Source organism: Massilia sp. BAP21, assembly GCF_057801335.1.
In genome coordinates this window covers 582868-609199 of sequence record NZ_CM173596.1, presented here as the reverse complement: position 1 = coordinate 609199, position 26332 = coordinate 582868, and the positions used below count along the sequence as shown (strand labels likewise).

The following is a 26332-nucleotide window of genomic DNA, read 5'->3' as shown; positions in this document are numbered from 1 at the left end:
CGCTCAGAAACGGTGGTCGAGCACCAGCTCGACGCGGCGGTCCGGCCCCACCAGCCATTGCGTCGGCGTGTAGTAGGCGGTGGTGTAGTAGCGCTTGTCGAAGACGTTGAAGCCGCGCAGCGTGAGGCTGGTCTGCGCCGTCGCCTTCCAGCGCAGCGACAAATCGGTGGTGGTGTACGCGGCCATCTCCAGGGTGTTCGCGTTGTCGGCGTAGCGCGCGCCCACGTGGCGCAGGCCGGCGCCGGCGCTCCAGCCGGGCTGGAAGTCCCAGTGCAGCCAGAGGTTGGCGGTCTGTTGCGGCACGTCCGGCGGGCGCTTGCCGGCGCGCGACACCAGCACGCCGGCCGCGGCTTCCTGGAAGTCGTCGAAGCGCGCGCGCAGCAGGGCCGCGTTCGCGTCCAGGGTCCAGCCCTGCGCCAGGTTCAGGTTCAGCGTGCCCTCGATGCCGCGCGAGGAACGCTCGCCTACCTGGATGCTCTGCGCCGGATTGGCCGGGTCGCGCGTCAACAGATTGTCCTTGTTGATGTCGTACACGGCCAGCGTCCATTCGCCGCGCTTGTCCGGCAAGGCCTGCTTGACGCCGATTTCCAGCCCGCGCCCGGTGGCATTCCTGAAATTGCTGTTCGCCGGCGACAGGAAGAACAGCGCGCTGACCGGATCGGCCGCCTTCGACAGCTGGCCGTACACGCTGAGGTCCGGCGTCAGCGCGTACACGCTGCCGAGGCGCCAGCCGACGTTCGCAAAGGTCTTGTCGAAGGCGAGGCTGCCCGCCACCAGGTTGTGGCGTTCGACATCGGCATGGTCGTAGCGCAGCCCGCCGACGAGCGACCATTGCGGCGTCAGGGCCAGCCGGTCCTCCATGAACAGCGCATACTGCTTCGCTTCGGTGCGGTAGCGCAGAATCGTCGGTACGTCGCTGATGAAGACACCCGGCGCCGGTTCGAACGGATCGACCGCACCCGAGGAGCCGACATAGGTGTTGTTCGTGTGCGTGAACTCGGCGCGGTTGACGTCGAAGCCCAGCGACAGCGTGTTCTCCAGGCCGAAGAGAAGCCCCTTGAAGGCGGCGTCGGTCGTGATGCCGGTCTGCTGCTGGTCGTGCAGGATCTCGGTATTGTCCGAGCGGTCGACCAGGCCGCTTGCCGGGTTGTAGACATAGGCCTCGGCGTTGCGCCAGTGGCGCTCGCTGTCCACATGGTACAGGCGCGTGCGCACCAGCACGCCCCCGTTCGGGCGCCAGTTCGCCAGCAGGTCGGCCCAGCTGTCCTTGTAGGCGATGCGGCTGTCGCCCACGTTGTAGTTCTTTTCGCGCAGCGCCGCCAATTGGCGCCCGTCCACCAGCGGCGTGCCGAAGTAGCGCATCGGCTTTTGCCGGCCGTGCGCCAGGCTCAGGCGCACGTCGAGCTCGGGCGACACGTCGTAGCGCAGCGCGCCGGAAAAGGCGCGGTTGCTGGCGTCGCCGCGCTCGACCCAGCCGTTCGATTCCTCGCCGCTGGCGTCGAGGCGGTAGGACCAGCCTTCGCCGATGGCGCCGCCGCTGCCCACGGCGAGCCGGCGCGTGCCTTCGGTGCCGAGCGCCGCCTGCAGTTCGTTCTGCACCGCGCCGCGCGTTGGCGCCTTGGGAACGATGTTGACCACGCCGCCGATCGCGCCTTCGCCGTAGATCACGGCGGCCGGGCCGCGCAGCACCTCGATGCGTTCGACCGCCCAGGTACTGAAGGGGAAGGTGATGCCGGCGCCGCCGTACTGGCGCATGCCGTCGTACAGGCGCAGCACCGAGACGGTGTCGGTGGAGCCGCGCGCGCTGAGCGAGGAACTGCCGTTGCCCGGGTGGCCCATGTTGCTGATGCCGGGCGCGCGCGTGATCGCCTCAACCAGGTTGGCGTCGCCGCGCTCCTCGAGCTGCCTGCGGGTGATGACGTCGACGCTGGCCGGCGTTTCCAGGCGCGAGAGGCCCAGGTTCGAGCCGGTCGAGGTGTCGCCCTTCAGCTTGCCGTCCTGGCTGCTGCCGGTGACCAGCACCGTGGGGATGGCGGCTTCCTCGGCCGAGGCAGTGGCCGCGCTGCCGGTGCCGATCGCGAGCAGGCAGGCGAGGTGGATGAGCGTGGGGGCCAGGCGCGGCTGCGCCGCATGCCCGAATGCTTGCTTGGGGAACTGCGTTGTCATGGTGATGTTCTGTTCGTGCTGCCGGTAGTCGATGCCGGCCGCCATGGGTGAGACCACGCGCCACCGGCATGGTGCGCAGGGTTCTCAGGCTGGCGCCGCAATTCGGTGAACGGCGGCGCGTGCAGGCGGCTGGAAGGGCGGGTGCGGGTCAGGCCAGCGCGGGCGGGGCGCGCGGCTGGGCGGACAGCCACCCGAACAGCGGCTGCGGCGCACGATAGAACAGTGGGGGATAGGCGTCGTGGCCGGTCACGACGGCGGCCACTGTGGCGGCCGGCGGCGGCAGGGCGAACGCGCCCGCATGCGGCGCGCAGTAGGCGCAGTGCATGAGCCCCTTGAGCAGGGCGTCGGAGGAAGGTGCAGACGAGGAGGCGCCGTCCGCCATCGGCACCATCTCGATGCCCATCGCGGTACAGATTTCGACCTGGCGCGCCGTGCTGGACGCCAGGCTCAGCGATTGCGAAACGACCGGGGCGAGCGCGTTGAACAGGATGGCCAGGGCGGCGATCCAGGCGTACGCGGTCCAGTGTCTCGTCATCCTGTGCATGAGCGCATTATAGGAGCTGGCCCGGAAACTGCATGTTCCATTGGGTGGACATATTGTCCATGCCGGCGCATGCGGTCGCGCCGGACGCGGCGTTTCCGGGCAATGCTATACAGTCGAGTTTTCCCTCTACCAAAAGTGTCGGAAATTCTTACACGTATTTACACGCATCTTTCTTGAATGGCGTAAGCCCTTGATTTTTCGGGTCCGGGATGTGATGGCACGGTGATTGCTTTTCCAAGGCTCAGGTTGTTACCAACAGCCACTCATCACGGAAAACCGAACATGAAACTCTTCAAGAAACTCATCTGCGCGACGGCGGTAGCCCTGTCGACGGCTGGTGCCGCAAACGCTGGTCCAGTCCTCAACAATTGGGTCTTCAACCCCACTGGTGGCGGTTTTGCAGGCGGTCAGGTCATCAACGAATACCTGGACGTCAACGGCAATGCCTTTATCCGATTGACGGATACCGGCAACAACAATTTCAATTTCACGGAAACGGCCGTCTTCAACATCACGCAAGCCGATAGCAACGGTAAGCTGTTCCCCTTGCGGTATCCTGGCGGTAACATCACCGCCACGTTCACGGCGCAAGGCACCGGTACCCTCGGTGGCGCCTTTACGTTTACGGGCGGCACCATCCGCATGTACCAGAACCCGACGAACGACCAATACGCCACGACCGCCGGCTTCTACGGCGCCAACCTCGGCAACCAGATCGCCGAGTTCAACGTGCTGGAAGGCGGCGGCGGCATGGTCAATGCCAACGGCAGCCCGGTCAACAATGGCCAGGTGAGCGTCTTCGCCAGCGCCGCGCCGGGCATGCTCGACAGCGGCTTCTTCTTCCGTTCGAATGGTGCCGACCTGTCGGAAGAATCGATCCTGTCGTTCGCCTTTACCAACGCCAACACCATCGGCCGTCCGGACGCGACCCAGGTCAGCGAAATCGTGTGCCAATTCGCCGGCTTCACGGGTAACGGTTGCAATGGCAACGCCTACCGCAACCGCAACAACCAGTACTTCTTCATCGGCGGCAACGGTCAGTTCAAGCTGGCCGAGGACGATGCGCAAGTACCGGAGCCAGGTTCGCTGGCCCTGTTCGCCATTGCCATGCTGGGCGCCGGCGTGGCAGTGCGCCGCCGCAACAACAAGGCCTGATCGGGTCCTTGCTGCTGCAACAAAAAAAGCGGGCCCGGCCCGCTTTTTTTACGTCCCTTGCGCGCGCCGGGCGCACAAGGCAGCATATGTTGAACGCCCGGGCCAATCATGGCACACTGGCCATCCACCCACAGCGACGGCCTGGAGAAGAACAATGAGCACAATGATCGGCGGACATGGCGGCAATGCACACGGCAACGGCAAGGGCTGGCTGCGGGTCGTACTCGGGACGGCGGCGATCCTGCTGGTGCCGCTGGTGGCGATGCGCTTCACGGACGAAGTGAACTGGACCGGCAGCGACTTCCTCGTCGCCGCCGTGCTGCTGCTGGGCGCCGGCAGCGTGCTCGAGCTGCTGCTGCGCCGCCTGCCGAACCGGCGCCAGCGCCTGGCAGGCGTGGGCCTGCTGGGCCTGGCCTTTATCTACGTGTGGGCGGAACTGGCGGTCGGCATCTTCTTCCGTTTCGGCAGTTGACCGGGCTGGCTGTCCGCTGCGGCAGCGCGCCATGTCCGGCCCCCAGGCGGGCCGGAAGTCGTTAAATATGGCAAACCGTTAATTACCGCACCGGCAACTTCGCATGGCTGGGCTAGGCTAGCTCGTTCGCTAGTCACAGGAAGCCGCACCATGCTCGACGCCACTCTTTACCAGTCGATGTTCTCCCGGTCGCCGATCGGCACCATCGTGCTGTCCGCGAGCGCCGACCCTGTGATCCTGGACGTCAACGACGCCTTCCTGCGCGATGTCGGCCATACCCGCGAACAACTCGTCGGCCACCTGCTGTTTGCCGCGCTGCCCGCCGCGCCCGGGGATCCCGACGATCCGTACAGCAATGGCGTGACGGCCTTGCGCAATGCGCTGGCGCGCGTGCTGGCCAGCGGCGAGCCGCAATCCCTGACCACCCAGCGTTACCCGATCCGCAGCATCCTGCCGGATGGCCGCGAAGTCTTCGTCAAGCGCTTCTGGAGCATGACGAATACGCCGATCTTCGGCGCCGACGGCAGCCTGCGCTGCATCCAGCACGTCAGCATCGGGGGCACCGCGCGCAAGCAGGCGGAAGAAGCCTTGCTGCTGAGCCAGCGCGAGGCCCTGGACGCCGCGCGCCAGGCCGAGGCGGAGCGGGCGCGCCTGGGCGCCGTGCTGCAGGCGGCGCCGGTCGGCATCGTGCTGGCCGACACGCGCGGCAAGGTGATCGACGCGAACGCGGCCCACGATGCGCTCTGGTGCCGCCACTGCGAGCCGGGCGCGGCCCCGCTCGATTTTTCCGAATGGAAGGGCTGGTGGGCCGACGGCTCGGCGCGCCATGGCCAGGCGCTGGCAGTCGATGAGTGGCCATTGGCGGCGGCCCTGCGCGGCGAACCGAGCGCCCACCACCTGATCGAGATCGAGACCTTCGGCGCCAGCCGCGCGCGGCGCATCGTGGTGTGCTCGGCCGCGCCGATCCGCGGGCATGACGGCCAGGTTGACGCCGCCGTCGTGGTCCTGCTCGACATGACCGAGCGCCTGCGCGCCGAAAACGCGCTGCGCGACGCCGACCGCCGCAAGGACGAATTCCTGGCCATGCTGGCGCACGAACTGCGCAACCCGCTGGCGCCGATCATGGCGGCGGCCGAGCTGCTGGTGCAGGACGCCGCCGCGCCGGCCGGCGTGAAGCAGGCCAGCGCCATCATCGGGCGCCAGGCGCGCCACCTGGCCGGCCTGGTCGACGATCTGCTGGACGTGTCGCGCATCACGCGCGGGCTGGCGGTGATAGACAAGTCGCCGCTCGACCTGGGCACGGTGGTGGCCGAAGCGGTGGAGCAGGTGCAGCCGCTGGTGGCCTCGCGCGGCCACAGCCTCGCGCTCGACGTGCAGGCGGCGCCGCTCACCGTCTGCGGCGACCGCAAGCGCCTGGTGCAGGTGGTGGCCAACCTGCTCAACAACGCCGCCAAGTACACGCCGCCGGGCGGCCGCATCCGCTTGGCGGCGCAGGCCGAGGCCGGCCGCGCGCGCCTGAGCGTGAGCGACAACGGCATCGGCATGACGCGCGAGCTGATGGGCCGCGCCTTTGAACTGTTCGCCCAGGCCGAGCGCGATGCCGACCGCGCCCAGGGCGGGCTCGGCATCGGCCTGGCCGTGGTGCGCCGCCTGGTCGAGCTGCACGGCGGCCAGATCGCCGTGGACAGCGGCGGGCCGGGGCAGGGCAGCTGCTTTACGCTGACCCTGCCGCTAGCGCCCGGCGCGGCCCACGCCGGCGGCGCGCAGGCGGCCCAGCTTCCGGCCGCCGCCGGCCAGGCGCTCGAGGTGCTGGTGGTCGACGACAACCGCGACGCCGCCCAGATGCTGGGCATCATGGTCCGGCATTTCGGCCACGCGGTACGCACCGTCCACACGGCAGGCGAGGCCCTGGACCAGGCGCGCCTGCATGCGGCCGACGTCTACCTGCTCGACATCGGCCTGCCGGGCGTGGACGGCCACGAGTTGGCGCGGCGCCTGCGCGCCGAGGCGGCCGGGGCCGGTGCGGTGCTGGTTGCGGTTACCGGCTATGGCGGCGAGGAGGCGCAGCGCGCGGCGCTGGCGGCCGGCTTCGACTACCACTTCGTGAAGCCGGTAAAAGGCGGCGATTTGCGCCTGCTGCTGCGCGATATCGCCCGTGCGCGCGGGCGCGGCGTGCAGGAACGCAGCGCCGCCGGCGGCGCCCGGGGCCGGTATTGGGAACGCTGAAGCGTTCGGTTTCATCTGAAAAGATTGTCCAGAATGCGACAGTCCGGGCCGACAAAGCTATCGGACCGCTCCTACAGGCCTACGGCCAGCAGGCTGTGCCTTCACAGCGGTGAGGTGTCTACCATGTACCTGTCTCAGCCAACCACGGGCTGAGTTCAACCGAACAAGGAGCTCACCATGGCATCGAACAACCAGGGCGGTAACAACGGTAACAACGGCAACCAGGGCAACGGGGGCAACCAGGGCAACAAGCAGGCAGGCAACACCAGCAACCGTGGCTTCGCATCGATGGACCCGCAACGCCAGCGCGAGATCGCCAGCGAAGGCGGGCGTGCGGCGCATGCATCGGGAAACGCGCATGAATTCACATCGGAAGAGGCGCGCCGCGCCGGCTCGATGAGCCACAAGAACGACGGCAACAACCAGAGCGGGGCCGGCGGCAGCCGGCAAAGCGGCGGCAACCAGGCGAATAACCAGGGCGGCCAGGGCAATGCCACGCGCGGCGGTACGCCGGAACAGCATGCCAAGGCAGGCGCGCAAAGCCGCAAGAACGACAAGTAATCTGTGTAGGTATACGCCTACCCGGCAGTACCGGATTTGCGGGGCGCAGGAAGCGTTTTCGTGCATCCGGTATGGCGCCGCCGGCAGCGCGGTCACTGCCGGGCGGGCGGCGCCGGCGCTTCAGGCCGCCAGCAGGGCGAGCAGCTGCGGCAGCTCGACTGGTTTTACCAAGTGGGCGTCGAAGCCGGCCCGCTTCGAGGCCGCGATATCCTGGGCCTGGCCATAGCCGCTGAGCGCGATCATCCGCGCAGCGGCGGCGTTCGGCATGGCGCGCAGGTGCTCGACCAGGCGGTGGCCATCCATGCCGGGCAGGCCGATGTCGAGCAGGTAGACGTCGATGGCTTCGGCGGCCGCGCGCGCCAGTGCGGCTTCGGGCGTCGTTTCCACCGCCACCCTGTGCCCGACCGCGTTCAGCACCACGCACAGCGATTCGGCGGCGTCGCGGTTGTCGTCGACGATCAGCACGCGCCGCGGCACAAGCAGCGGCGCCGGCTGCCCGGCCGCCTGCGCCGGCAGCGGCGCGCCAGCGCCGCCCGTATCGCCAGCCGGCGCCGGAGCGTGGCGCGGCAGGATCACCGTGAAGCAGCTGCCCTGGCCCAGGCCGGCGCTGTCGGCTTCCACGCGGCCGCCGTGCAGCACGATCATGCTGCGCACCAGGGCCAGCCCCAGGCCCAGGCCGCCATGCGAGCGGTCCGGGGTGCGCTTGGCCTGGGTGAACAGGTCGAACACGTGCGGCAGCAAGGGCGCCTCGATGCCGATGCCGTTGTCGCGCACCGACAGCCGCACTTCATCAAGCGTGGTGGACAGCGCGACCGCGATGCGTCCGCCTTCCGGCGTGTACTTGGCGGCGTTCGTCAACAGGTTCGCCAGCACCTGCACCAGGCGCTTGCTGTCGCCGATGACGATGGCGCTGCCCGGCCCCACTTCCTCCACCAGGGTATGGCGCTGGCGCTCGATCAGCGGACGTGCCTGTTCCAGCGCGCCATGCAGTATGGTGCGCATGTCGACCTCGACCCGTTCCAGTTCGGCCAGGCCGCGGTTCACGCGCGACACGTCCAGCAAGTCGTCGACCAGCTCGACCATGTGGCGCACCTGGCGCCCGATCACGTCGCTCGCATGCGCCAGGCGTTTCGGGTCGCTGCCCGACAATTTCAGGATCTGGGCCGCGGTGCTGATCGGCGCCAGCGGGTTGCGCAGTTCGTGCGCCAGCATCGCCAGGAACTCGTCCTTGCGGCTGTTCGCCAGCCTGAGTTCCTCGGAAGTCGTCTTCTGCTCGTGGATGTCGGTCATGGTGCCCATCCAGCGCAGGATGCGCCCTTCGGCGTCGCGCACCGGCAGCGCGCGCGTCAGCACCCAGCGCCATTCGCTGCTGCGGTGGCGCGCGTGGTGCTCGATCTCGAAGGGCGCGCCGCCGTCCTGCGACGCGCACCAGGCTGCGTGCAGGGCCGGCAGTTCCGCGGGATCGGCCAGGACTTTCCAGCCGGCGCCGTGGAGCGACTCAGGCGCCACGCCGGCAAATTCGCGCCAGCCTTCGTTGGCGTAATCGAAGCGGCCGTCGGGCGTGGCCGACCAGATCATTTGCGGCATGGCGTCGGCGATGGTGCGGAACTTCGCCTCGCTCTCGCGCAGCGCTTCCTCGGTCTGCTTGCGCTCGGTGATGTCGGTGAACAGCAGGGCCACGCGGCGTCCGCCGGGATGCCGGATGCGGCTGGCGTAGACGCTGAACCAGCGGCCCATCGCCGACGAGCCCTCGACGAAACGGCGCGCTGCGCCGGTGACGGCGATCTCGTCGTAGATGTCGATCCAGCGCTGTTCCAGCCCCGGCACCAGCTCGCGCGCACGGCGGCCCACGCAATTGCGCAGGCCGGTCTGCTGCGAGAAGGCCTTGTTGACCTCGACGAATTCATAGTCGACGGCGCGCCCGGTTTCGTCGCGCACCATGTCGATCAGGCAGAAGCCTTCGTCCATGGTCTCGATCAGGGCGTGGTTGGTCTGCTCCAGCCGCTCGCGCAGCAGGTGTTCCTCGGTGACTTCCTTGCAGATCACCAGCACGCCGCGGATTCCCGCTTCGTCCTCGATCGGGCTGTAGCCATAGGTCCACCAGATATTGTCGCGCACGCCGTTGCGGGTGAGCGGCACCAGGCGGTCTTCGTGCCAGGTCGATCCGCCTGCCATCACGCGCTCGATGTCGGGGCCGATCAGGTGCCAGGCCTCGGCCCAGCATTGCCGGCCGGGCGCGCCGAGCGCCTGCGGATGGCGTTCCGGCCCCAGGGTCTGGCGGTAGGCGTCGTTGTAGAACTGGACCAGGTCTTCGCCCCACCAGATGAACATCGGGTGGTTGCTCGACAGCAGGAGGCGAACCAGGGTCTTCAGCGTGGAGGGCCAGGTATCCGGCGTGCCGAGCGGGTGGCGGCGCCAGTCGTGTTCGCGCATGAGTGCGCCCATTTCGCCGCCGCCGGCGAGAAAGCTGTGTGGCGAATTCAAGGTGGTCCAGTCAGTACAAGAGGAGGGCGGGATGGGCGCGCCGCCGGTTGCCGAAGCATGCGCGCGTGCCTTGTTGCGCCGGCCGGCGATGGCGGCAACGCGATATTGATAATCCAGCAATTTACCATATTCACGCAAATACGGTCGCATCGGAATACCGCAAGCTGGCAAGCTCTACAATAAACCGTGGCGCATCTGGGGGGCAAAACAGCACGCTTCGTCCAGTATTGTTGACAGTAGAGGTTGCCAATCGTGCGCACAGCCCGTGTCGCGTAGAATTAATTATTTCCACGCAGAAATTCACCGTCATGGACCGATTCCCCGAGGCGCTGGTGCAGACCGGCGCCGGCTCGCTCAAGCTGTCCGAGCTGATCGGGTCGCTCAGCTACGCCCTCGACCTGACCGAGGGCCAGTCCGAAGGCCATTGCGTGCGCTCGTGCTGGATCGGCATGCGCGTCGGCGCCATGGCCGGACTGAACGGGCAACAGCTGTGGGAGCTCTACTACACCCTGCTGCTCAAGGACGTCGGCTGCAGCAGCAATGCGGCGCGCATCTGCGAGCTGTACCTGACCGACGACCTCGGCTTCAAGCGCGACTTCAAGGCGGTGCGCGACAGCACGCCGCACCTGATCGCCTTTGTCCTCAAGCACACTGGCCTGAAGGCCGGCCTGTCCGAGCGCTTCCGCGCCGTGCTGACCATGCTGCGCGAAGGCCGCAGCACGGCCCAGGAACTGATCGTCACGCGCTGCTTGCGCGGCGCCGAGATCGCGTGCCTGCTGCGCTTTCCCGAATCCGTGGCGGCCGGCATCTACAGCCTCGATGAACACTACAACGGCAAGGGCAAGCCGGCGCGCCTGAAGGGCGAGGCGATTCCCGTGTACGCGCGCATCGCCATGCTGGCCCAGCTGGTCGACGTGTTCCACACCGCCGGCGGCAAGGCCGCGGCCCTGGCCGAACTGCGCCACCGCAACGGCACCTGGCTCGACCCGGAACTGGTGCGCTGCTTCGACACGGTGGCCGCCAGCGACGATTTCTGGACCATGTTGGCCGACCCGGCGCTGGATGCGACCGTGTTCGCCATGGAGCCAGCCGAGCACACCATGCCGATCGACGACGACTACCTGGACGACATCGCCACCGCTTTCGGCCAGGTGGTCGATTCGAAGAGCCCCTATACCGGCGGCCACAGCGCGCGCGTGGCGCTGTACACCGACATGATCGGCGAGGCGCTCGGCCTGTCGCCCGAACGGCGGCGCTGGCTGAAACGCGGCGCGCTGCTGCACGACGTCGGCAAGCTGGGCGTGAGCAACAGCATCCTCGACAAGCCGGGCGCGCTCGACCGCGACGAATGGGCGGCCGTGCGCCGCCACGCCGAGTTCACCGAGATCATCCTGTCGCGGATCGCCGCCTTTGCCGAACTGGGCCGCATCGCCGGCGCCCACCACGAACGGCTCGACGGCGGCGGCTACCCGCGCGGCCTGGTGGCCGACGAGATCGACTTGGAACGCGGATCATCACCACTGCGGATATTTTCGACGCGATTACCGCCGAGCGGCCGTACCGCAGGGCGATCCCGCCGCTGGAGGCGCTGGCGATGATGGAAAAGACCGTCGGCACGGCGCTCGACGCGCGCTGCTTCGCGGCGTTGAAGGAAGCGGTGGCGCGGGTGGGGTTGTGAGGCGCGACCGTACGCCCGGCCCGCGGCCTTAATCCGTACGGTGGGCATTCCGTGCCCACGCGGTTACGTGCGTTCCCTTGCACTACGTGCGGCGACTTTTCGCCCCATGACGTGGAGCCTGGCCCGACGCCATGCCTGGCCCTTCGTTCATCGGATATTTCGCGAGCGACGTTCCACAGCCAACGCAAAAAGGACGCGCACGTAACGGCGTGGGCACTTTGTCATTGATGCCCCCAGCATCAATGACCCCACCGTACGGGAGGCGCTGCGTGCCGGTGTGAAGCATCGACACGCAGGCGCTTGCTGCCTCAACTCGTCTTAAACACCAGCTGCGCCGCCGCCCGCAGCTTCGGATACACCACCGGCACCGTCAGCATGGTGCTGCCGATCGCCATCAGGAGCAGGGCGGTGAAGGTTTCGTTGGTGATCACGCCCTTGTCGAGCAGGATGTTGGCGAAGATGATCATGATCAGCGCCTTGGTCTGCAGCAGCCAGCCGATGATCGAGGATTCGGTGCGGCTCCAGCCCAGGATGCGGCCGGCGAGGTGGGTGCCGGCCAGCTTGCCCGCCACCGACGCCAGCAGCAGCACCGCCGCCGCCACGAACACGGCCGAGCCGCCCACCGCCCAGTTGGTCTTCAGGCCGGTGCTCAGGAAGTAGACCGGCATGAAGGTCAGCAGCAGGTGCTGGCGCAGGGCGTCGAGGCGCTTCTGGTCGAACCACGACGCTTCGCTCACGGCGCCGGCCAGGAAGGCCCCGACCATGAAGTGCAGCCCGGCCCAGTCGGCGGCCAGCGCGCACAGGGCGAGCCAGACCGGCATCGCATACCAGCGGTCGCGCTCTTCCAGCCAGGCCATCAGGCGCCGGAACAGCAGGGTGGCGATGGCGAACACCAGGAAGAAGCCGAGCTGGCGGCCGACGCGGTCCCAGTCCAGCAGGATCAGGGCCAGCACACCCCAGATCGCGATGTCGTCCAGGCTGGCGTAGCGCAGGATGCGCTGGCCGATCGGCTCGCGCAGGATCTCCAGCTTTTCCATCAGCAGGATCAGGATCGGCAGCGCCGTCACCGCGCAGGCCATGCCCACGCCCAGCACGAACTGCCAGTCGTGCGCCTCGGCGCCTTTCCAGCCGGCGTAGCCGAGCACGCCCACGGCGGCGATGCAGCCGAACACCAGCGGGGTGCCGAGCGCCAGCGAGGCCGTGATCATGCTTTCGCGCCGGTGCTCCCAGGCCTTCTTCAGGTCGAGTTCGATCCCGGCGATCATCACGAACAGCATCACGGCCCACCAGGCGATGCCGTTCATGGCGGCCATCACCTGCGGGTTGAAGACGAAGTTGTAGTACTCGGGGTAGGCGCGGCCGAGGATGCCGGGGCCGAGCAGCACGCCGGTGATGATCTGCACCACGACCAGCGGCGCCCAATAGTCGGTATTCCCCAGCCGCCAGATCAGGTAGGGCAGGGTAAAGATGACGAGCATTGCGATCAAAAAGATCTCGGTCGTCCCCATGGCTGTGTGCATAATGTCTCCCAGATATTTTTTTATGGTAAGCCGGCGCCGTATTGACTGCAAGGGAAGAAGGCGTTGGAAACGATACCACAACGTTTCTGCAAGAACAGCGATCGACTGTTCAGGAAACAAAAAAGTTATCAATTGACACAAAAAATCGCGTGATGCTATAGTCGGACAAAGCCGCTGGTAACGTTTCCAAAAACGTACCGACAAGGACAGGCGATGGATCGGAGACACGATGTATAAAGCACAGAATAGGGCGCTGGCCTGCGCCTGCGCGGCCTTGTTCGCCAGCGCAAACACGCTTGCAGCCGGCGCCGGCGCGGCGGCAGCCGGTTCGGCGCCCCGCGCCGAAGTCATCCACTGGTGGACCTCGGGCGGCGAATCGGCTGCCGTCAAGCAGGTGGCCCAGGCCTACCGCGCCGCCGGCGGCGTCTGGGTCGACACGGCGATCGCCGGCGGCGACCAGTCGCGCGCCGTCACCGTCAACCGCATCGTCGGCGGCAACCCGCCCACCGCCGCCCAGTTCAACACCTCCAAGCAGTTCTTCGACATCATCGAGCAGGGCATGCTGAACAACGTCGACGACGTGGCGCGCGCCCAGAACTGGGACAAGCTGCTGCCCGAACCCATCGTCAGCGTGATCAAGGTCGACGGCCATTACTACGCCGTGCCGCTGAACATCCACATGCAGACCTGGATCTGGTATTCGAAGGCGGCGTTCCAGAAGGCCGGCATCGCCAAGGAACCCGCCAGCGTCCCCGAATTCTTCGCCGCCCTCGACAAACTCAAGGCGGCCGGCATCGTGCCCCTGGCCCACGGCGGCCAGGCCTGGCAAGAGACCATCCTGTTCTCCGCCATGCTGTCCAACCTGGGCGGCAAGGACCTCTACCTGAAAGTGCTGCGCGACCGCGACCCGAAGGCCATCGCCTCGCCGGCCTTCCGCAACGTGCTGCTGGCGTATAAACGCCTGCAAAGCTATGTCGACGCCCGTTCGCCGGGCCGCAACTGGAACGACGCCACCGCCATGCTCATCTCGGGCAAGGCCGGCATGCAGATCATGGGCGACTGGGCCAAGGGCGAGTTCACCGCCGCGAAACAGGTGCCGGACCAGCAGTTCGGCTGCATCGCCGGCCTGGCGCCGAACGCGCCCTACCTGATGCAGGGCGACGTCTTCGTGTTCCCGAAAACCCGCAACGCCGGGGCGGTGCAGGCGCAGAAGCTGCTGGCCAGCGTGGTGGTGGCGCCGAATACCCAGCTCGCCTTCAGCAAACTGAAAGGCTCGGTGCCGGTGCGCTCCGATGTCGACGCCAGCCAGGCCGACGCCTGCGCGCAGAAGGGCATCGCCATCATGAAGGACCGCTCGCGCCACCTGGGCGTGTCCGAGGTTTACCTGACCCCGGACCAGAACGGCGCCATGCAGGACGTGCTGACCGCCTACTGGAACACCAACATGACGGTCGAGAAGGCGCAGAAGAACCTCGCCGCGGCGCTGCAGGAATAAGATGCTCGCCCGTCCGATCCGCGCAGCGACGCCCGCAGTAATGCCCTACGCGGCTTTGCTGCCGATGGCGCTCACCGTCATCGTCGCCTACCTCGGCACGATGGCGTGGACGCTGCGCACCTCGTTTACCGCCTCGCGTACCTTCCCGTCCGATAAGTTCATCGGCATGACGCAGTACACGCGCCTGTTCGACAACGAGCGCTGGATGCTCTCGCTGAACAACCTGGCCGTGTACGGCCTGCTGTTCATCCTGGCCTGCCTGGTGATCGGCTTCCTGCTGGCCGTCTTCATCGACCAGAACGTCAGCGGCGAGGGGGTATTGCGCACGGTCTTCCTGTATCCGTACGCGATGTCCTTCGTGGCCACCGGGCTGGTGTGGCAATGGCTGCTCACGCCCGGCACCGGCATCGACGGCGCCATCGCGCGCCTGGGCTTTCCCGACTTCGTGTTCGACTGGATCGTCGACCAGGACATGGCGATCTATACGATCGTGATTGCCACCGTCTGGCAATCGGCGGGCCTGGTGATGGCGCTGATGCTGGCCGGCCTGCGTGGCATCGACGGCGACATCTGGAAGGCGGCGCGCCTGGACGGCATCCCGGCCTGGCGCGTGTATGTCTCCATCATCCTGCCGATGCTGTGGCCGACCGTCGCCACCGTGTTCCTGCTGCTGGCAACCAGTGTCGTGAAGCTGTACGACGCCGTGGTCGCCATGACCCAGGGCGGCCCCGGCACCGCCAGCGAAGTGCCGGCCAAGTTCATCATGGACCATCTGTTCCTGCGCTCGAACATCGGCCTGGCCTCGGCCGGCGCGATCATGCTGCTGGTGCCGGTGGTGGCGCTGCTGGCGCCCTATGTCTATGCTCGCAGCCGCCGCAGTCGTGAACGAGGCAGGGCATGATGGCGCAGACCGCCTTGCGCACGCCCGCCGTGCATGCGCCCGTTGCGGCCCGTGCGCGCCGCCGCCACTTCACGCCGGCGCGCGTCGGCATCTACGTCTTCCTGTTCGGCGCCGCGCTGTTCTTCCTGCTGCCGCTGTACGTGATGCTCGTGACTTCGTTGAAAGGCATGGACGAGATCCGCGCCGGTTCCATCCTGGCGCTGCCGACCGAATGGACGGTCGAACCCTGGCGCCAGGCCTGGAGCCAGGTCTGCACCGGCGCCTCCTGCGAAGGCATCCGCGGCGGCTTCTGGAATTCGGTGGCGATCACGGTGCCGAGCACGATCCTGCCGATCCTGATTGGCGCCATCAACGGCTACGCGCTGAGCTTCTGGCGTCCGCGCGGCGCGCATCTGCTCTTCGGCGTGCTGCTGGCCGGCGCCTTCATCCCGGTGCAGGTGATGATCTATCCGCTGGTGCGCCTGCTGGCCGGCGCCGGCATCTTCGGTTCCTTGCCCGCCATCGTGCTGGTGCACCTGATCTTCGGCATGCCGGTGATGACCCTGCTGTTCCGGAATTACTACGCCAGCCTGCCGCAGGAACTGTTCCACGCGGCGCGCATCGACGGCGGCGGCTTCTGGCGCATCTTCCTGCACGTGGTGCTGCCTTTGTCCGTGCCGATTATCGTGGTGGCGGCCATCATGCAGGTAACCGGCGTGTGGAACGACTACATCCTGGGCCTGGTGTTCGCCGGGCGCGACAATTTGCCGATGACGGTCCAGCTGAACAACGTGATCAACACCACCACCGGCACCCGCCTGTACAACGTGAACATGGCCGCGACCATCCTCACGGCCCTGGTGCCGCTGGCGCTTTACTTCTTCTCCGGACGCTGGTTTGTGCGCGGTATCGCCGCCGGCGCCGTGAAAGGCTGATGCATGGCGAACGTCCATTTACGCAAACTCTCCATCACGCTCGGCGGCAAGCCCATCATCCGCGAGCTCGACCTGCAGGTGGAACCGGGCGAATTCCTGGTGCTGCTCGGGCCTTCGGGCTGCGGCAAGTCCACGCTCCTGCACAGCATCGCCGGCCTGATCGACGCGACGGCCGGCAGCATCGAGATCGGCGGCCAGGACATGACCCTGGCCGATCCCAGCGAACGCGGCATCGGCATGGTGTTCCAGTCGTATGCGCTGTACCCGACCATGACGGTGAAGGACAACATGTCCTTCGGCCTCAAAATGGCCGGCACGCCGAAGGCCGAGATCGCACGCCGCGTGGAACGCGCCGCCGAGATGCTGCAGCTCGACGCACTCCTGTCGCGCAAGCCCGCCCAGCTGTCGGGCGGCCAGCGCCAGCGCGTGGCGATCGGGCGCGCCCTGGTGCGCGAAGCCGGCGTCTTCCTGTTCGACGAACCGCTGTCGAACCTCGACGCCAAGCTGCGCGCCGAACTGCGCCGCGAACTCAAGCTCCTGCACGCGCGCCTCGGTTCCACGATGATCTACGTGACCCACGACCAGGTGGAAGCGATGACGCTGGCCTCGCGCATCGTCGTCATGCAAGGCGGCGTGGTGCAGCAGATCGGCACCCCGGCCGAGGTGTACGAGCGTCCGGCGAACCGCTTCGTGGCGAGCTTCCTCGGCGCGCCGGCGATGAACTTCATCGAGGGCGAGGTCGACCTGCACAACCGCTTCAGTTCGCGCAGCCTGGCGCTGGCCCTGCAGGAACCCGTGCCGACCGGCGCGGCCACCCTGGGCGTGCGGCCCGAGCACGTGCACATCGATGCGGACGGTCCGCTGGCCGGCACTGTGACCCTGGTGGAACCGATGGGCAACCACCAGGTGCTGTGGCTCGATTGCGGCGGCCAGGTGCTGTCGGCCATCGTGCACGGGCCGGCCGTGTTCACGGCAGGGCAGGCCTTGCGCTTCGGGATCGACGCCGCGCGCGTGTCGCTGTTCGACCCGGCTGATGGCAGGCGGCTGTAAAGATAAGCAGGCATGGAGTATGCTTTCATGCTGACGACAACAACGATAGACGAAGGAATTAAGTGGCAACGATCAAAGACGTAGCGCGCCTGGCAGGCGTGGGATTGGGAACCGCGTCGCGCGTGGTCAGCGGCAAGGGTTCGGTCTCGCCGGCGACGCTCGAGCGCGTGAAAAAGGCGATCGACGAGCTGGGCTTCCGGCCCTCGCACGCCGCGCGCGCGCTGCTGTCCGGCTCCAGCCGCATGATCGGCGTCTACATTCCCGTCCTCTCCGGCACCTTTTATACGCCCATCCTGCAGATCATCGACACCGAACTGCGCGCCGCCGGCCTGCACATGGTGGTCGCCTTTGGCGTCGGCCTGGGCGACGCCCGGCGCCAGGCGATCGACGGCATCGACTTCCTGCTCGAGCGCGGCTGCGACGGGCTGATCGTGATGACCGGCGCCCTGCTCGAAGAAGACATTGCCGCGCTGGGCGCCAAGCGCCGCCAGCTGGTGGCGCTGAACCACAGCTTCGCCGGCATCCCCGACCAGTGCTTCATGGTCGACCACCGCCTCGGCGGGCGCCTGGCGGCGCGCACGCTGCTCGAACACGGCCACCGAAACGTCGCGATTGTCGCCGGCCCGGCCAGCCTGATCGACAACGTCGAGCGCGTGGAAGGCTTCAAGGCCGAGTTGGAAGAATCCGGCATCGTCACCGGCAAGCTGTGGGTGGCCGAGAGCGACTTCTCGCCGGCCGGCGGCTGGGCCGCGGCAAAGGCCCTGATCGAATCGGGCAACCCGTGCAGCGCGCTGTTCTGCGCTAACGACGAGATGGCGGTCGGTGCGCTGTCCTACTTCCAGGAAGCGGGCATCCGCGTGCCGCACGATCTGTCCGTGATCGGCTACGACGACACCCCGAGCGCCGAGTTCTCTGCGCCGCGCCTGACCTCGGTACGCATGCCCTGGCGTGAAATGACCCTGAACGGCCTGAACGCGCTGCTGAACCGCTGCTACGACCTGCAGCGCCCGGTCGAGCGCAGCTTCCCGGTGTCGGTAACGCTGCGCGCCTCGCTGGCGCAGGCGGGCGAGGTGGGCGCAGTGGCCAAACGCGCACGCCGCCCAAAGGCCGCATGAACACGAACAGACGGAAAAGGCGCCGGCCTGGCGCTTTTTTTTGAGATGAATATGGAAAGCTTTCCAAAACATTCGACTATTGTCCACCGAACCGAGACCATGACGACAACGAACAGCACAGACCAGCACCCGCCCGCGCGCAGCGAATTCGCTTCCGACTTCCTCTGGGGCTGCGCCACCTCGTCCTACCAGATCGAAGGCGCCGGCTTCGAAGACGGCCGCGTCGAGTCGATCTGGGACCGCTTCGCCGCCACCCCCGGCAAGGTGAAGGGCGGCGCGAACGGCGCCGTGGCCTGCGACCACTACCACCGCTGGCCCGAGGACTTCGACATCGGCCGCGACATGGGCCTGAACGCCTACCGCTTCTCGATCGCCTGGCCGCGCATCTTTTCCGAGGTCGGCGGCAAGCCCAATCAGAAAGGCCTGGATTTCTATTCGCGCCTGGTCGACGGCATGCTCGAACGCGGCCTGCAGCCCTGGGCCACGCTCTACCACTGGGACTTGCCGCAATTCCTGCAGGACCGCGGCGGCTGGGCCGAGCGCAGCACGGTCGACGCGTATCTCGAATTCGTCGATGCCATGACGCGCCGCCTGGGCGACCGCGTGCAGCACTGGATCACCCACAACGAACCCTGGTGCACCGCCTTCATCGGCAACTGGGAAGGCCTGCATGCGCCGGGCCACACCGACTTCGCCACCGCGCTCCAGGTCTGTCACCACGTGCTGCTTTCGCACGGCAAGGCGGTGCCGCTGATCCGCGCGAATGTGCCGGATGCGAAGGTCGGCCTGTCGCTGTCGCTGCACCCGCTGAGGGCAGCGAGCGACAGCCCCGAGGACCAGGCGGCCAAGCTGCGCCACGACGGCCTGCGCTACCGCTGGTTCCTCGACCCGCTGTACGGCCGCGGCTATCCGCAGGCCACGCTCGATCTCATCAAGGATGCGGCGCCGGCAGTGCACCCGGGCGACCTGGACGCCATCGCCGTGCAGACCGACTTCCTGGGCGTGAACTACTACTTCCCCGAGACCATCCAGGATGCGCCGGGCGAGGGCCCGCTGTCGGTGCGCGTGCTGCCGCCGCAAGACGTCGAGACCACGGCCCTGGGCTGGGAAGTCGCGCCCGAGGGCCTGGCCGAACTGCTGGCGCGCATCGAGAACGACTATCATCCGGGGCCGATGTACATCACCGAGAACGGCTCCTGCTACGACGACGTGGTGGGCGAAGACGGCAGCGTCAACGACACCGAGCGCCGCCGCTACCTGCAGCGCCACCTGGCGGCGCTGCGCGACGTGATTGACGGCGGCGTCCCGGTGAAGGGTTATTTCGCCTGGAGCCTGGTCGACAACTTCGAGTGGGCCGAGGGCTATGGCCGCCGCTTCGGCCTGGTGCACATCGACTACGACACCCAGCAACGCACGCTCAAGGACAGCGGCAAGTGGTACCGCGGCTTCCTGCGCCAGGACTAACGCACGATAAAAACACGGAGACGAGATGAACAAGAAGCTGCACCTGTCTGTACTGGCCCTGGCCGTCGCCTTTGCCTTTCCCGCCACTGCCGCACCCACGGCGGCGCTGACCGACTGGCCCGCGCCGAAAAGCGCGATCGCGAAGGATGCGAAACTGGAAGCGCGCGTCGCCGAGATCGTGAGCAAGATGACGCTGGCCCAGAAGATCGGCCAGATGACCCAGGCCGAGATCAAGACCGCCACGCCTGACGACGTCAAGCGCTACTACCTCGGCTCGGTGCTGAACGGCGGCGGCAGCTGGCCGAACAACAACAAGCACGGCACTGCCGCCGACTGGCTGGCGCTGGCCAACGCCTATTACGACGCCTCGATGGCCACCGACATGGCGATCAAGGTGCCGGTCATCTGGGGCATCGACGCCGTCCACGGCAACAACAACGTGGTCGGCGCCACCATCTACCCGCACAACATCGGCCTGGGCGCGGCCCACGATCCGAAGCTGGCCGGCGAGATCGGCGCCGCCACCGCGCGCGCCGTACGCGCCACCGGCCTGGCCTGGGTCTTCGGCCCGACGGTGGCCGTGGTGCGCGACGACCGCTGGGGCCGCACCTACGAAAGCTTCTCGGAAGACCCGCTGCTGGTGAAAAGCTATGCCGGTCCTTACGTGAAGGGCTTGCAGGGCCGCTTCGACAAGGACGCGAACGTGGTTGCCTCGATCAAGCACTTCATGGGCGACGGCGGCACCGACCAGGGCAAGGACCGCGGCGTCACCAAAGCCAGCGCCGAGCAGATGATGAACATCCACGGCCAGGGTTACTATCCCGGCCTGGAGGCGGGCGCGCAGACGGTCATGATCTCGTTTAACAGCTGGACCGACACTGCTACCAACACCGAACACGGCAAGCTGCATGGCAGCCGCGTGGCGATCACCGACATCCTGAAGAATAGGATGGGCTTCGACGGCTTCGTCGTCAGCGACTGGAACGGCATCGCCGAAGTGCCGGGCTGCCGCAACGACAGCTGCGCCCAGTCCGTGAACGCCGGCATGGACATGTTCATGGTGCCGGACGACTGGAAGGCCTTCATCGCCAACACCACCAAACAGGTAGAAAGCGGCGAAATCCCGATGGCGCGCATCGACGACGCCGTGACCCGCATCGTGCGCGTGAAGCTGCGCGCCGGGCTGTTCGGCAAGCGGCCTTCGACCAACGCCTATGCCGGCAAGGACGCGGCATTGCAAGACCGCGCCCTGGCGCGCCGCGCCGTGCGCCAGTCGCTGGTGCTGCTGAAGAACGAGGGACCAGCGCTGCCGCTGGCGAAAGGTAAAAAAATCCTGGTGGTCGGCAAGACCGCCGACAGCATCTCGAACCAGACCGGCGGCTGGTCGCTCACCTGGCAGGGCACGGCCAACACGAATGCCGATTTCCCGAACGCCGACAGCATCCTGGCCGGCATCCGCGAAGCAGCCGGCGCCGCCAACGTGAGCTACAGCGCCGATGGGGCGGGGGTGAACGTGGCCGACTTCGACGCGGTGGTGGCCGTGATCGGCGAAACCCCGTATGCCGAAGGCGACGGCGACATCGGCCCGACCGGCACGCTGCGCCACAGCGGCCGCCATCCGGAAGACCTGGCCGTGCTGCGGGCGGTTGCCGGCAAGGGCAAGCCGGTGGTCACCGTGTTCGTGGCCGGGCGCCCGCTCTGGGTCAACGACCTGATGAATTTGTCCGACACCTTTGTCGCCGCCTGGCTGCCGGGCAGCGAAGGCAAGGGCGTGGCCGATTTGCTGGTCGCGGGGCCGAAACGGTATGACTTCACCGGTACGCTGTCGTTCTCGTGGCCGAAGACCGTTTGCCAGACCGATTTGAACGCCGGCAGCGCCAATTACGATCCGCTGTTCAAGCTCGGCTACGGCCTGCGTACGGGCACGCGCTCGCAACTCGGCCAACTGGATGCGAATTATTCGGCCGGCGGCTGCGGCGTCAGCAACAGCTTCCCGGTGTATGGCCAGGCCGACCGCGCCAGCTTCCCGCTGGCGATCAGGAGCGGCGGCGAATTCAAGCCGCTCGGCGCCGACCTGAACGCCACGTTCACGCTGCCGAACGTCAGCGTGCAGACGTCGCAGATCAACACCCAGCAGGATGCGAAGCAGGTCACCTGGACCGGGCCTGCCAGCATCGAGGCGCGCGGCACGAAAGCCATGGTGCTGCCGCCTGCCGCTGCGGCGGATGGCGCGCTGCGCTTCGACACCATCGTCAGCGCCGCGCCGGCGGGCAAGGTGACGGTTGCCATGGCTTGCGGCGCCAACGCCGCCTGCGGCACGCCGCTCGACGCCACCGCGCTGTTCGCGCGCCTGGCCGGCAAGGGCAAGCAGACCGTCAAGATTCCTCTGGCCTGCTTCAGCGCGCGCGGCGCCAACCTGGCGCGGGTCGAGGCGCCGTTCGTGGTGGGCAGCAGCGCTGCCTTCACGGCCTCGTTCACCAACATCGACATCCTGGGCGGCGGCGCGAAAGAGGCGGATGCCGTGCGCTGCGAGGAACTGAAATGAACATGCCCAGCCTGGTCGCCGACATCGGCGGCACGAACGCGCGCTTCGCCCTGCATCACGAAGGCCGCTTCGACTGCATCGAGGTGCTGCCCTGCGCCGGCCACGCGACGCTGGCCGGCGCCATGCACAGCTACCTTGGCGCGGCGGGGAAGCGCGGCTTTGCCGTGGACGGCATCCGCCACGCGGCGATCGCGATCGCGAATCCGGTCGAGGAAGACCGGGTCAGCATGACGAATCACCACTGGAGCTTTTCGATTGCCGGCCTGCGCGACGAGCGTGCTCTGGCGACGCTGCTGGTGGTGAACGACTTCGCGGCGCTGGCGATGTCGCTGCCTTATCTGCAGCCGTACCAGCGCGAACGTATAGGAGGGGATGCGGGCGGCGGCATGGATCTGAGCGGACGTCCGATCGGCCTGGTCGGCCCCGGCACCGGCCTGGGTGTGTCGGGCGTGATCCCGGCCGGTGGCCAGTGGACCGCGCTGGCGGGCGAAGGCGGGCACGCCAGCTTTGCGCCCTGCACGCGCGACGAGTTCGTCATCCTCGAACGCCTGCAGGAAGAATACGGCCATGTGTCGGCCGAGCGCCTGCTGTCCGGCTCCGGCCTGGAAGCGATCCACCGAGTGCTGTCGGGCGATTCGCTGGCCGCACCCGACATCACGCGCCAGGCACTGGACGGTTCATGCGACGCCTGTATTCGTACGGTCGAGACGTTTTGCGGTATCCTCGGCAGCGTTGCCGGCAATGTCGCCCTGACCCTGGGTGCCACCGGCGGCATGTACATCGGCGGCGGCATCGTGCCGCGCCTGGGATCCTTGTTTGCGCAGTCTTCGTTCCGGCGGCGATTCGAAGACAAGGGGCGCCTGTCGCCCTATCTCGCGCGCATTCCGACCTGGCTGATTACCGAACCTTACCCGGCGCTGCAAGGCGTGGCGGCCATGCTGTCCGCGCACATCGCCAACCAACAATAAAGAAGCACTGAAGGAGGCAACATGGAACACACCGCAGGCAGTCCACGCATCGACAAGGGCGCCGCTGCCGCACACGAGGGCGAGTTCAAATCGAACACCGGCCCGCTGGTCATCGTCACCATCCTGTTCTTCATGTGGGGGCTGTTGACCTCGCTGAACGACGTCCTGATCCCGCACCTGAAATCGATCTACACGCTGACCTATGTGCAGGCGATGCTGGTGCAGTTCTGCTTCTTCGGCGCCTACTTCATCGTCTCGATTCCCGCCGGCGGCCTGATCCGCCGCATCGGCTACCAGCGCGGTGCCGTGACCGGCCTCTTGATCGCCGCCAGCGGCTGCGCGCTGTTCTACCCGGCGGCGCAGAGCGGCTATGCGCTGTTCCTGTTCGCCTTCTTCGTGCTGGCCAGCGGCATCACGATCCTGCAGGTGGCGGCCAATCCTTACGTCACCGTGCTCGGACCGGCGCGCACCGCGTCCAGCCGCCTGACGCTGACGCAGGCCTTCAATTCGCTCGGCACCACCATCGGCCCACTCTTGGGCGGCATGCTGATCCTGTCGGCGGCCGCGGTCGGCGCCGACCAGCTGGCGGCCATGACGGCGGCCGAGCAGGCAGCCTACAAGGCGCAGGAAGCGGCTACCGTGCAGGGGCCTTACCTGGCGCTCGCCGCGGCGCTGGCGGTCCTGGCGGTGTTGTTCGCACTGGCGCGCCTGCCGAAGATCAACCATGAAGAAGGTCCTGCGGCGGCCGCCGTGGCCGGCAAGGGTTCGGCCTGGAGCTACCGTCACCTGGTGCTGGGCGCGGTGGCGATCTTCGTGTACGTGGGCGGCGAGGTCAGTATCGGCAGCTTCCTGGTCAACTTCCTGGGCGAGTCGCACATCGCGGGCCTGGACCACGCGGCGGCGGCCAAGTACGTCAGCATGTACTGGGGCGGCGCGCTGATCGGCCGCTTCATCGGCTTTGCCGTGATGCGCTACGTCAGCCCGGGCAAGACACTGGCCTTCAACGCGCTGGGTGCGATCGCGCTGGTGCTGCTGGCGACCTTCACGCAAGGTTCGGTGGCGATGTGGGCGATTGTCGCCGTCGGCCTGTGCAACTCGATCATGTTCCCGACCATCTTCAGCATGGCGCTGCATGGGCTGCGCCGTCACACCGGCCAGGGTTCGGGCATCCTGTGCATGGCGATCGTCGGCGGCGCGATCGTGCCGTTCATCCAGGGCTGGATGGCGGACAGCATCGGGCTGCAGATTTCCTTCCTGGTGCCGGCGGCGTGCTACCTGTTCATCCTGTTCTTCGGGGTGAAGTATGCGGGGCTGCACCGCGAAGGCACCGCGCAGTAACCGGAGTCTGTAGCGTCAACCGTACGGTGGGCCGGGCCGCGCTAGGCACGCTGTGCCCACGCGGAACGTCGCGTCATGTTGACGTTTGATCCGGCCGAAAAACAAGCGCCACGTTACCGCTTCTGAAGCGATAACGCGGCGCTTTCTTTATGCCACGAACATGCTGTAACGCTGTGCGACGTTCCGCGTGGGCACGGAGTGCCCACCATACGGTTCAAGCCGCGGGTTTTATTTGGCGACGCCGCAATACTGCCGCACGTACGCCTCATGCGGCGGCAACTGCGCCACGGTCCGGTTCACCGTCCCGCTGATGTTGTCCAGGAAGCCCTTCAGCTCCGCATCCCCCATCAAGTCCGCCGTCTGGTGATGCCCGTCCGGCATGATCCCTTGTCCCAGCATCACCTGGATCCACGAGTTCTCGGCGAACAGTTCGTTCGGCGCCCGGAACACGCGCCCGGTCTCGCGGAACAGATCGATGCGGTGCTGCAGCGAGGCCGGCACGTCCATCTCGGCGCAGGCGCGCCAGTAGGGCGTGTCGCGGCGATTCGTCACCTTGTAGTGCAGCACGATGAAGTCGCGGATGTGCGCGATCTCGTCCGCCGCCTGGCGGTTGTATTCGGCCACGTCGCTGGCGCGGATGCCGTTCGACGGGAACATCTGCATCAAACGCACGATGCCGCGCTGGATCAGGTGGATGCTGGTCGATTCGATCGGTTCCAGGAAGCCGCTGGCCAGGCCGATGGCGACGCAGTTGCCGACCCAGACCTGTTTGCGCTGCCCCGGCTGGAAGCGGATCACGCGCGGCTGCATCAGCGGCTCGCCGGTGACGTGCCGGTTGAGCGTGGCAATCGCCGCTTCGTCGTCGATGAAGCGGCTCGAGAACACGTGGCCGTTGCCGACCCGGTGCTGCAGCGGGATGCGCCACTGCCAGCCGGCTTCGCGCGCGATCGAGCGGGTGTAGGGCACGGCTTCGCCGCTGGACGCGGTCTGCACGGCGGCGGCGCTGTCGTTGAACAGCCAGTGCGACCAGTCCTCGTATTCCACGCCCAGCGCGCCACCGATCAGCAGCGCACGGAAACCGCTGCAGTCGATGAACAGATCGCCTTCCAGTTCGGTGCCGGAATCGAGCCTGATCGAGCGGATCGTATTGGCCTGCGCGTCCTTCACCACGTCGACGATCTTCGCCTCGACCCGCTGCACGCCGTAGTGCTCGGAAAAGCGGCGCAGGAAGCGCGCATAGGCGCCGGCGTCCATGTGGTAAGCGTAGTTGATGATCTGCTTCGGCAGGTGGGCGAAGCGGTTCAGCTGGGCCGCGCGGTGTTCGAGGCAGTAGTCGCCGTAGTCGCCGGCCAGGCCGCGCTCGCGGCCCTTGTGCCAGAAGTGCTGGAAGCCGGCGGTCCAGTGGTCGATGCCGGTATTCCCGAAGGAGTGGATGTAGTCCTGGTGCACGTCGCGCCAGTTCTCGAAGCTGATGCCCAGCTTGAAGGTGGCATGGGTGGCGGCCATGAATTCCTGCTCGTTGATCTCCAGCAGGTGGTGGAAGTTCTGCAGCGTCGGGATGGTCGCTTCGCCCACGCCCACGGTGCCGATCTCGTCGGACTCGACCAGCTTGATGTCGAGGCGCTTGCCCAGCGACTTGCTCAGGCAGGCGGCGACCATCCAGCCGGCCGTGCCGCCGCCGGCGATCACCACGCGGCGGACGGGTTTGTTATTCACGTGCGTCTCCATGCTTGTCT

The 26332-nt window shown here is 67.1% G+C and carries 18 protein-coding genes and 1 pseudogene; 14 read left to right on the top strand and 5 right to left on the bottom strand.

All coding sequences use genetic code 11. From position 1 onward, the window contains the following. Window positions 1-3: 3 nt before the first annotated feature. Both ACWYRN_RS02685 and ACWYRN_RS02680 read right to left on the bottom strand, forming a co-directional pair. Window positions 4-2166, bottom strand: coding sequence for a TonB-dependent receptor (locus tag ACWYRN_RS02685; RefSeq protein ID WP_488691010.1), 2163 nt, complete (start codon window positions 2164-2166; stop codon window positions 4-6). Between the two features lie 148 nt (window positions 2167-2314). Further along, window positions 2315-2701, bottom strand: coding sequence for a DUF2946 domain-containing protein (locus ACWYRN_RS02680; RefSeq protein WP_488691009.1), 387 nt, complete (start codon window positions 2699-2701; stop codon window positions 2315-2317). Between the two features lie 291 nt (window positions 2702-2992). Between ACWYRN_RS02680 and pepA the strand changes: the two genes are divergently transcribed. The 4 genes from pepA (at window position 2993) to ACWYRN_RS02660 (ending at window position 7124) form a co-directional block, all read left to right on the top strand. Further along, complete coding sequence (pepA, locus tag ACWYRN_RS02675; RefSeq protein ID WP_488691008.1) at window positions 2993-3865, top strand: flocculation-associated PEP-CTERM protein PepA; 873 nt, start codon at window positions 2993-2995, stop codon at window positions 3863-3865. A gap of 154 nt (window positions 3866-4019) precedes the next feature. Beyond that, window positions 4020-4337, top strand: coding sequence for a hypothetical protein (locus tag ACWYRN_RS02670; RefSeq protein WP_488691007.1), 318 nt, complete (start codon window positions 4020-4022; stop codon window positions 4335-4337). 150 nt (window positions 4338-4487) lie between these two features. After that, entirely contained in the window at window positions 4488-6563 is a 2076-nt protein-coding gene (locus ACWYRN_RS02665; protein WP_488691006.1) for a PAS domain-containing hybrid sensor histidine kinase/response regulator, read from the top strand. Window positions 6564-6740: 177 nt separating this feature from the next. Then, window positions 6741-7124, top strand: a complete 384-nt coding sequence (locus ACWYRN_RS02660; protein ID WP_488691005.1) for a KGG domain-containing protein — start codon at window positions 6741-6743, stop codon at window positions 7122-7124. A 120-nt stretch (window positions 7125-7244) separates the two neighbouring features. On the opposite strand, the gene ACWYRN_RS02655 is transcribed toward ACWYRN_RS02660, so the two are convergent. After that, window positions 7245-9608, bottom strand: coding sequence for a PAS domain-containing hybrid sensor histidine kinase/response regulator (locus tag ACWYRN_RS02655; RefSeq protein ID WP_488691004.1), 2364 nt, complete (start codon window positions 9606-9608; stop codon window positions 7245-7247). 308 nt (window positions 9609-9916) lie between these two features. Between ACWYRN_RS02655 and ACWYRN_RS02650 the strand changes: the two are divergent. After that, a pseudogene (locus tag ACWYRN_RS02650) lies at window positions 9917-11286 on the top strand (HD-GYP domain-containing protein). 308 nt (window positions 11287-11594) lie between these two features. On the opposite strand, the gene ACWYRN_RS02645 reads toward ACWYRN_RS02650, so the two are convergent. Beyond that, complete coding sequence (locus tag ACWYRN_RS02645; protein WP_488692765.1) at window positions 11595-12794, bottom strand: cation:proton antiporter; 1200 nt, start codon at window positions 12792-12794, stop codon at window positions 11595-11597. A 241-nt stretch (window positions 12795-13035) separates the two neighbouring features. Here ACWYRN_RS02645 and ACWYRN_RS02640 point away from each other — a divergent pair, with 241 nt between their 5' ends. From ACWYRN_RS02640 to fucP, 9 genes are all read left to right on the top strand, one after another. Further along, window positions 13036-14301, top strand: coding sequence for an ABC transporter substrate-binding protein (locus ACWYRN_RS02640; RefSeq protein WP_488691003.1), 1266 nt, complete (start codon window positions 13036-13038; stop codon window positions 14299-14301). A gap of 1 nt (window position 14302) precedes the next feature. Next, the gene (locus tag ACWYRN_RS02635; RefSeq protein ID WP_488691002.1) at window positions 14303-15202 is read left to right on the top strand and encodes a carbohydrate ABC transporter permease; all 900 of its coding nucleotides are present in this window, start codon (window positions 14303-14305) and stop codon (window positions 15200-15202) included. Continuing rightward, entirely contained in the window at window positions 15199-16116 is a 918-nt protein-coding gene (locus ACWYRN_RS02630) for a carbohydrate ABC transporter permease (protein ID WP_488691001.1), read from the top strand. The genes ACWYRN_RS02635 and ACWYRN_RS02630 overlap by 4 nt, the downstream gene beginning before the upstream one ends. 3 nt (window positions 16117-16119) lie before the next feature. After that, the gene (locus ACWYRN_RS02625; RefSeq protein WP_488691000.1) at window positions 16120-17166 is read left to right on the top strand and encodes an ABC transporter ATP-binding protein; all 1047 of its coding nucleotides are present in this window, start codon (window positions 16120-16122) and stop codon (window positions 17164-17166) included. A gap of 62 nt (window positions 17167-17228) precedes the next feature. Beyond that, window positions 17229-18281 carry a LacI family DNA-binding transcriptional regulator gene (locus tag ACWYRN_RS02620; protein ID WP_488690999.1) on the top strand — a complete coding sequence of 351 codons (1053 nt, stop codon included), beginning with the start codon at window positions 17229-17231 and terminating at the stop codon, window positions 18279-18281. Between the two features lie 99 nt (window positions 18282-18380). Further along, complete coding sequence (locus ACWYRN_RS02615; protein ID WP_488690998.1) at window positions 18381-19745, top strand: GH1 family beta-glucosidase; 1365 nt, start codon at window positions 18381-18383, stop codon at window positions 19743-19745. 25 nt (window positions 19746-19770) lie between these two features. Then, window positions 19771-22290 (top strand): glycoside hydrolase family 3 protein, encoded by a 2520-nt coding sequence (locus tag ACWYRN_RS02610; protein WP_488690997.1) that lies wholly within the window; start codon window positions 19771-19773, stop codon window positions 22288-22290. Further along, window positions 22287-23258: a glucokinase gene (locus ACWYRN_RS02605; RefSeq protein WP_488690996.1), complete on the top strand. Its 972-nt coding sequence runs from the start codon at window positions 22287-22289 to the stop codon at window positions 23256-23258. Before ACWYRN_RS02610 ends, ACWYRN_RS02605 begins: the two co-directional genes overlap by 4 nt. A 21-nt stretch (window positions 23259-23279) precedes the next feature. Then, window positions 23280-24596 carry an L-fucose:H+ symporter permease gene (gene fucP, locus ACWYRN_RS02600; RefSeq protein WP_488690995.1) on the top strand — a complete coding sequence of 439 codons (1317 nt, stop codon included), beginning with the start codon at window positions 23280-23282 and terminating at the stop codon, window positions 24594-24596. A gap of 228 nt (window positions 24597-24824) precedes the next feature. Here fucP and ACWYRN_RS02595 read toward each other — a convergent pair whose 3' ends face one another. Continuing rightward, window positions 24825-26312 carry a tryptophan halogenase family protein gene (locus ACWYRN_RS02595; protein WP_488690994.1) on the bottom strand — a complete coding sequence of 496 codons (1488 nt, stop codon included), beginning with the start codon at window positions 26310-26312 and terminating at the stop codon, window positions 24825-24827. Window positions 26313-26332: the final 20 nt, after the last annotated feature.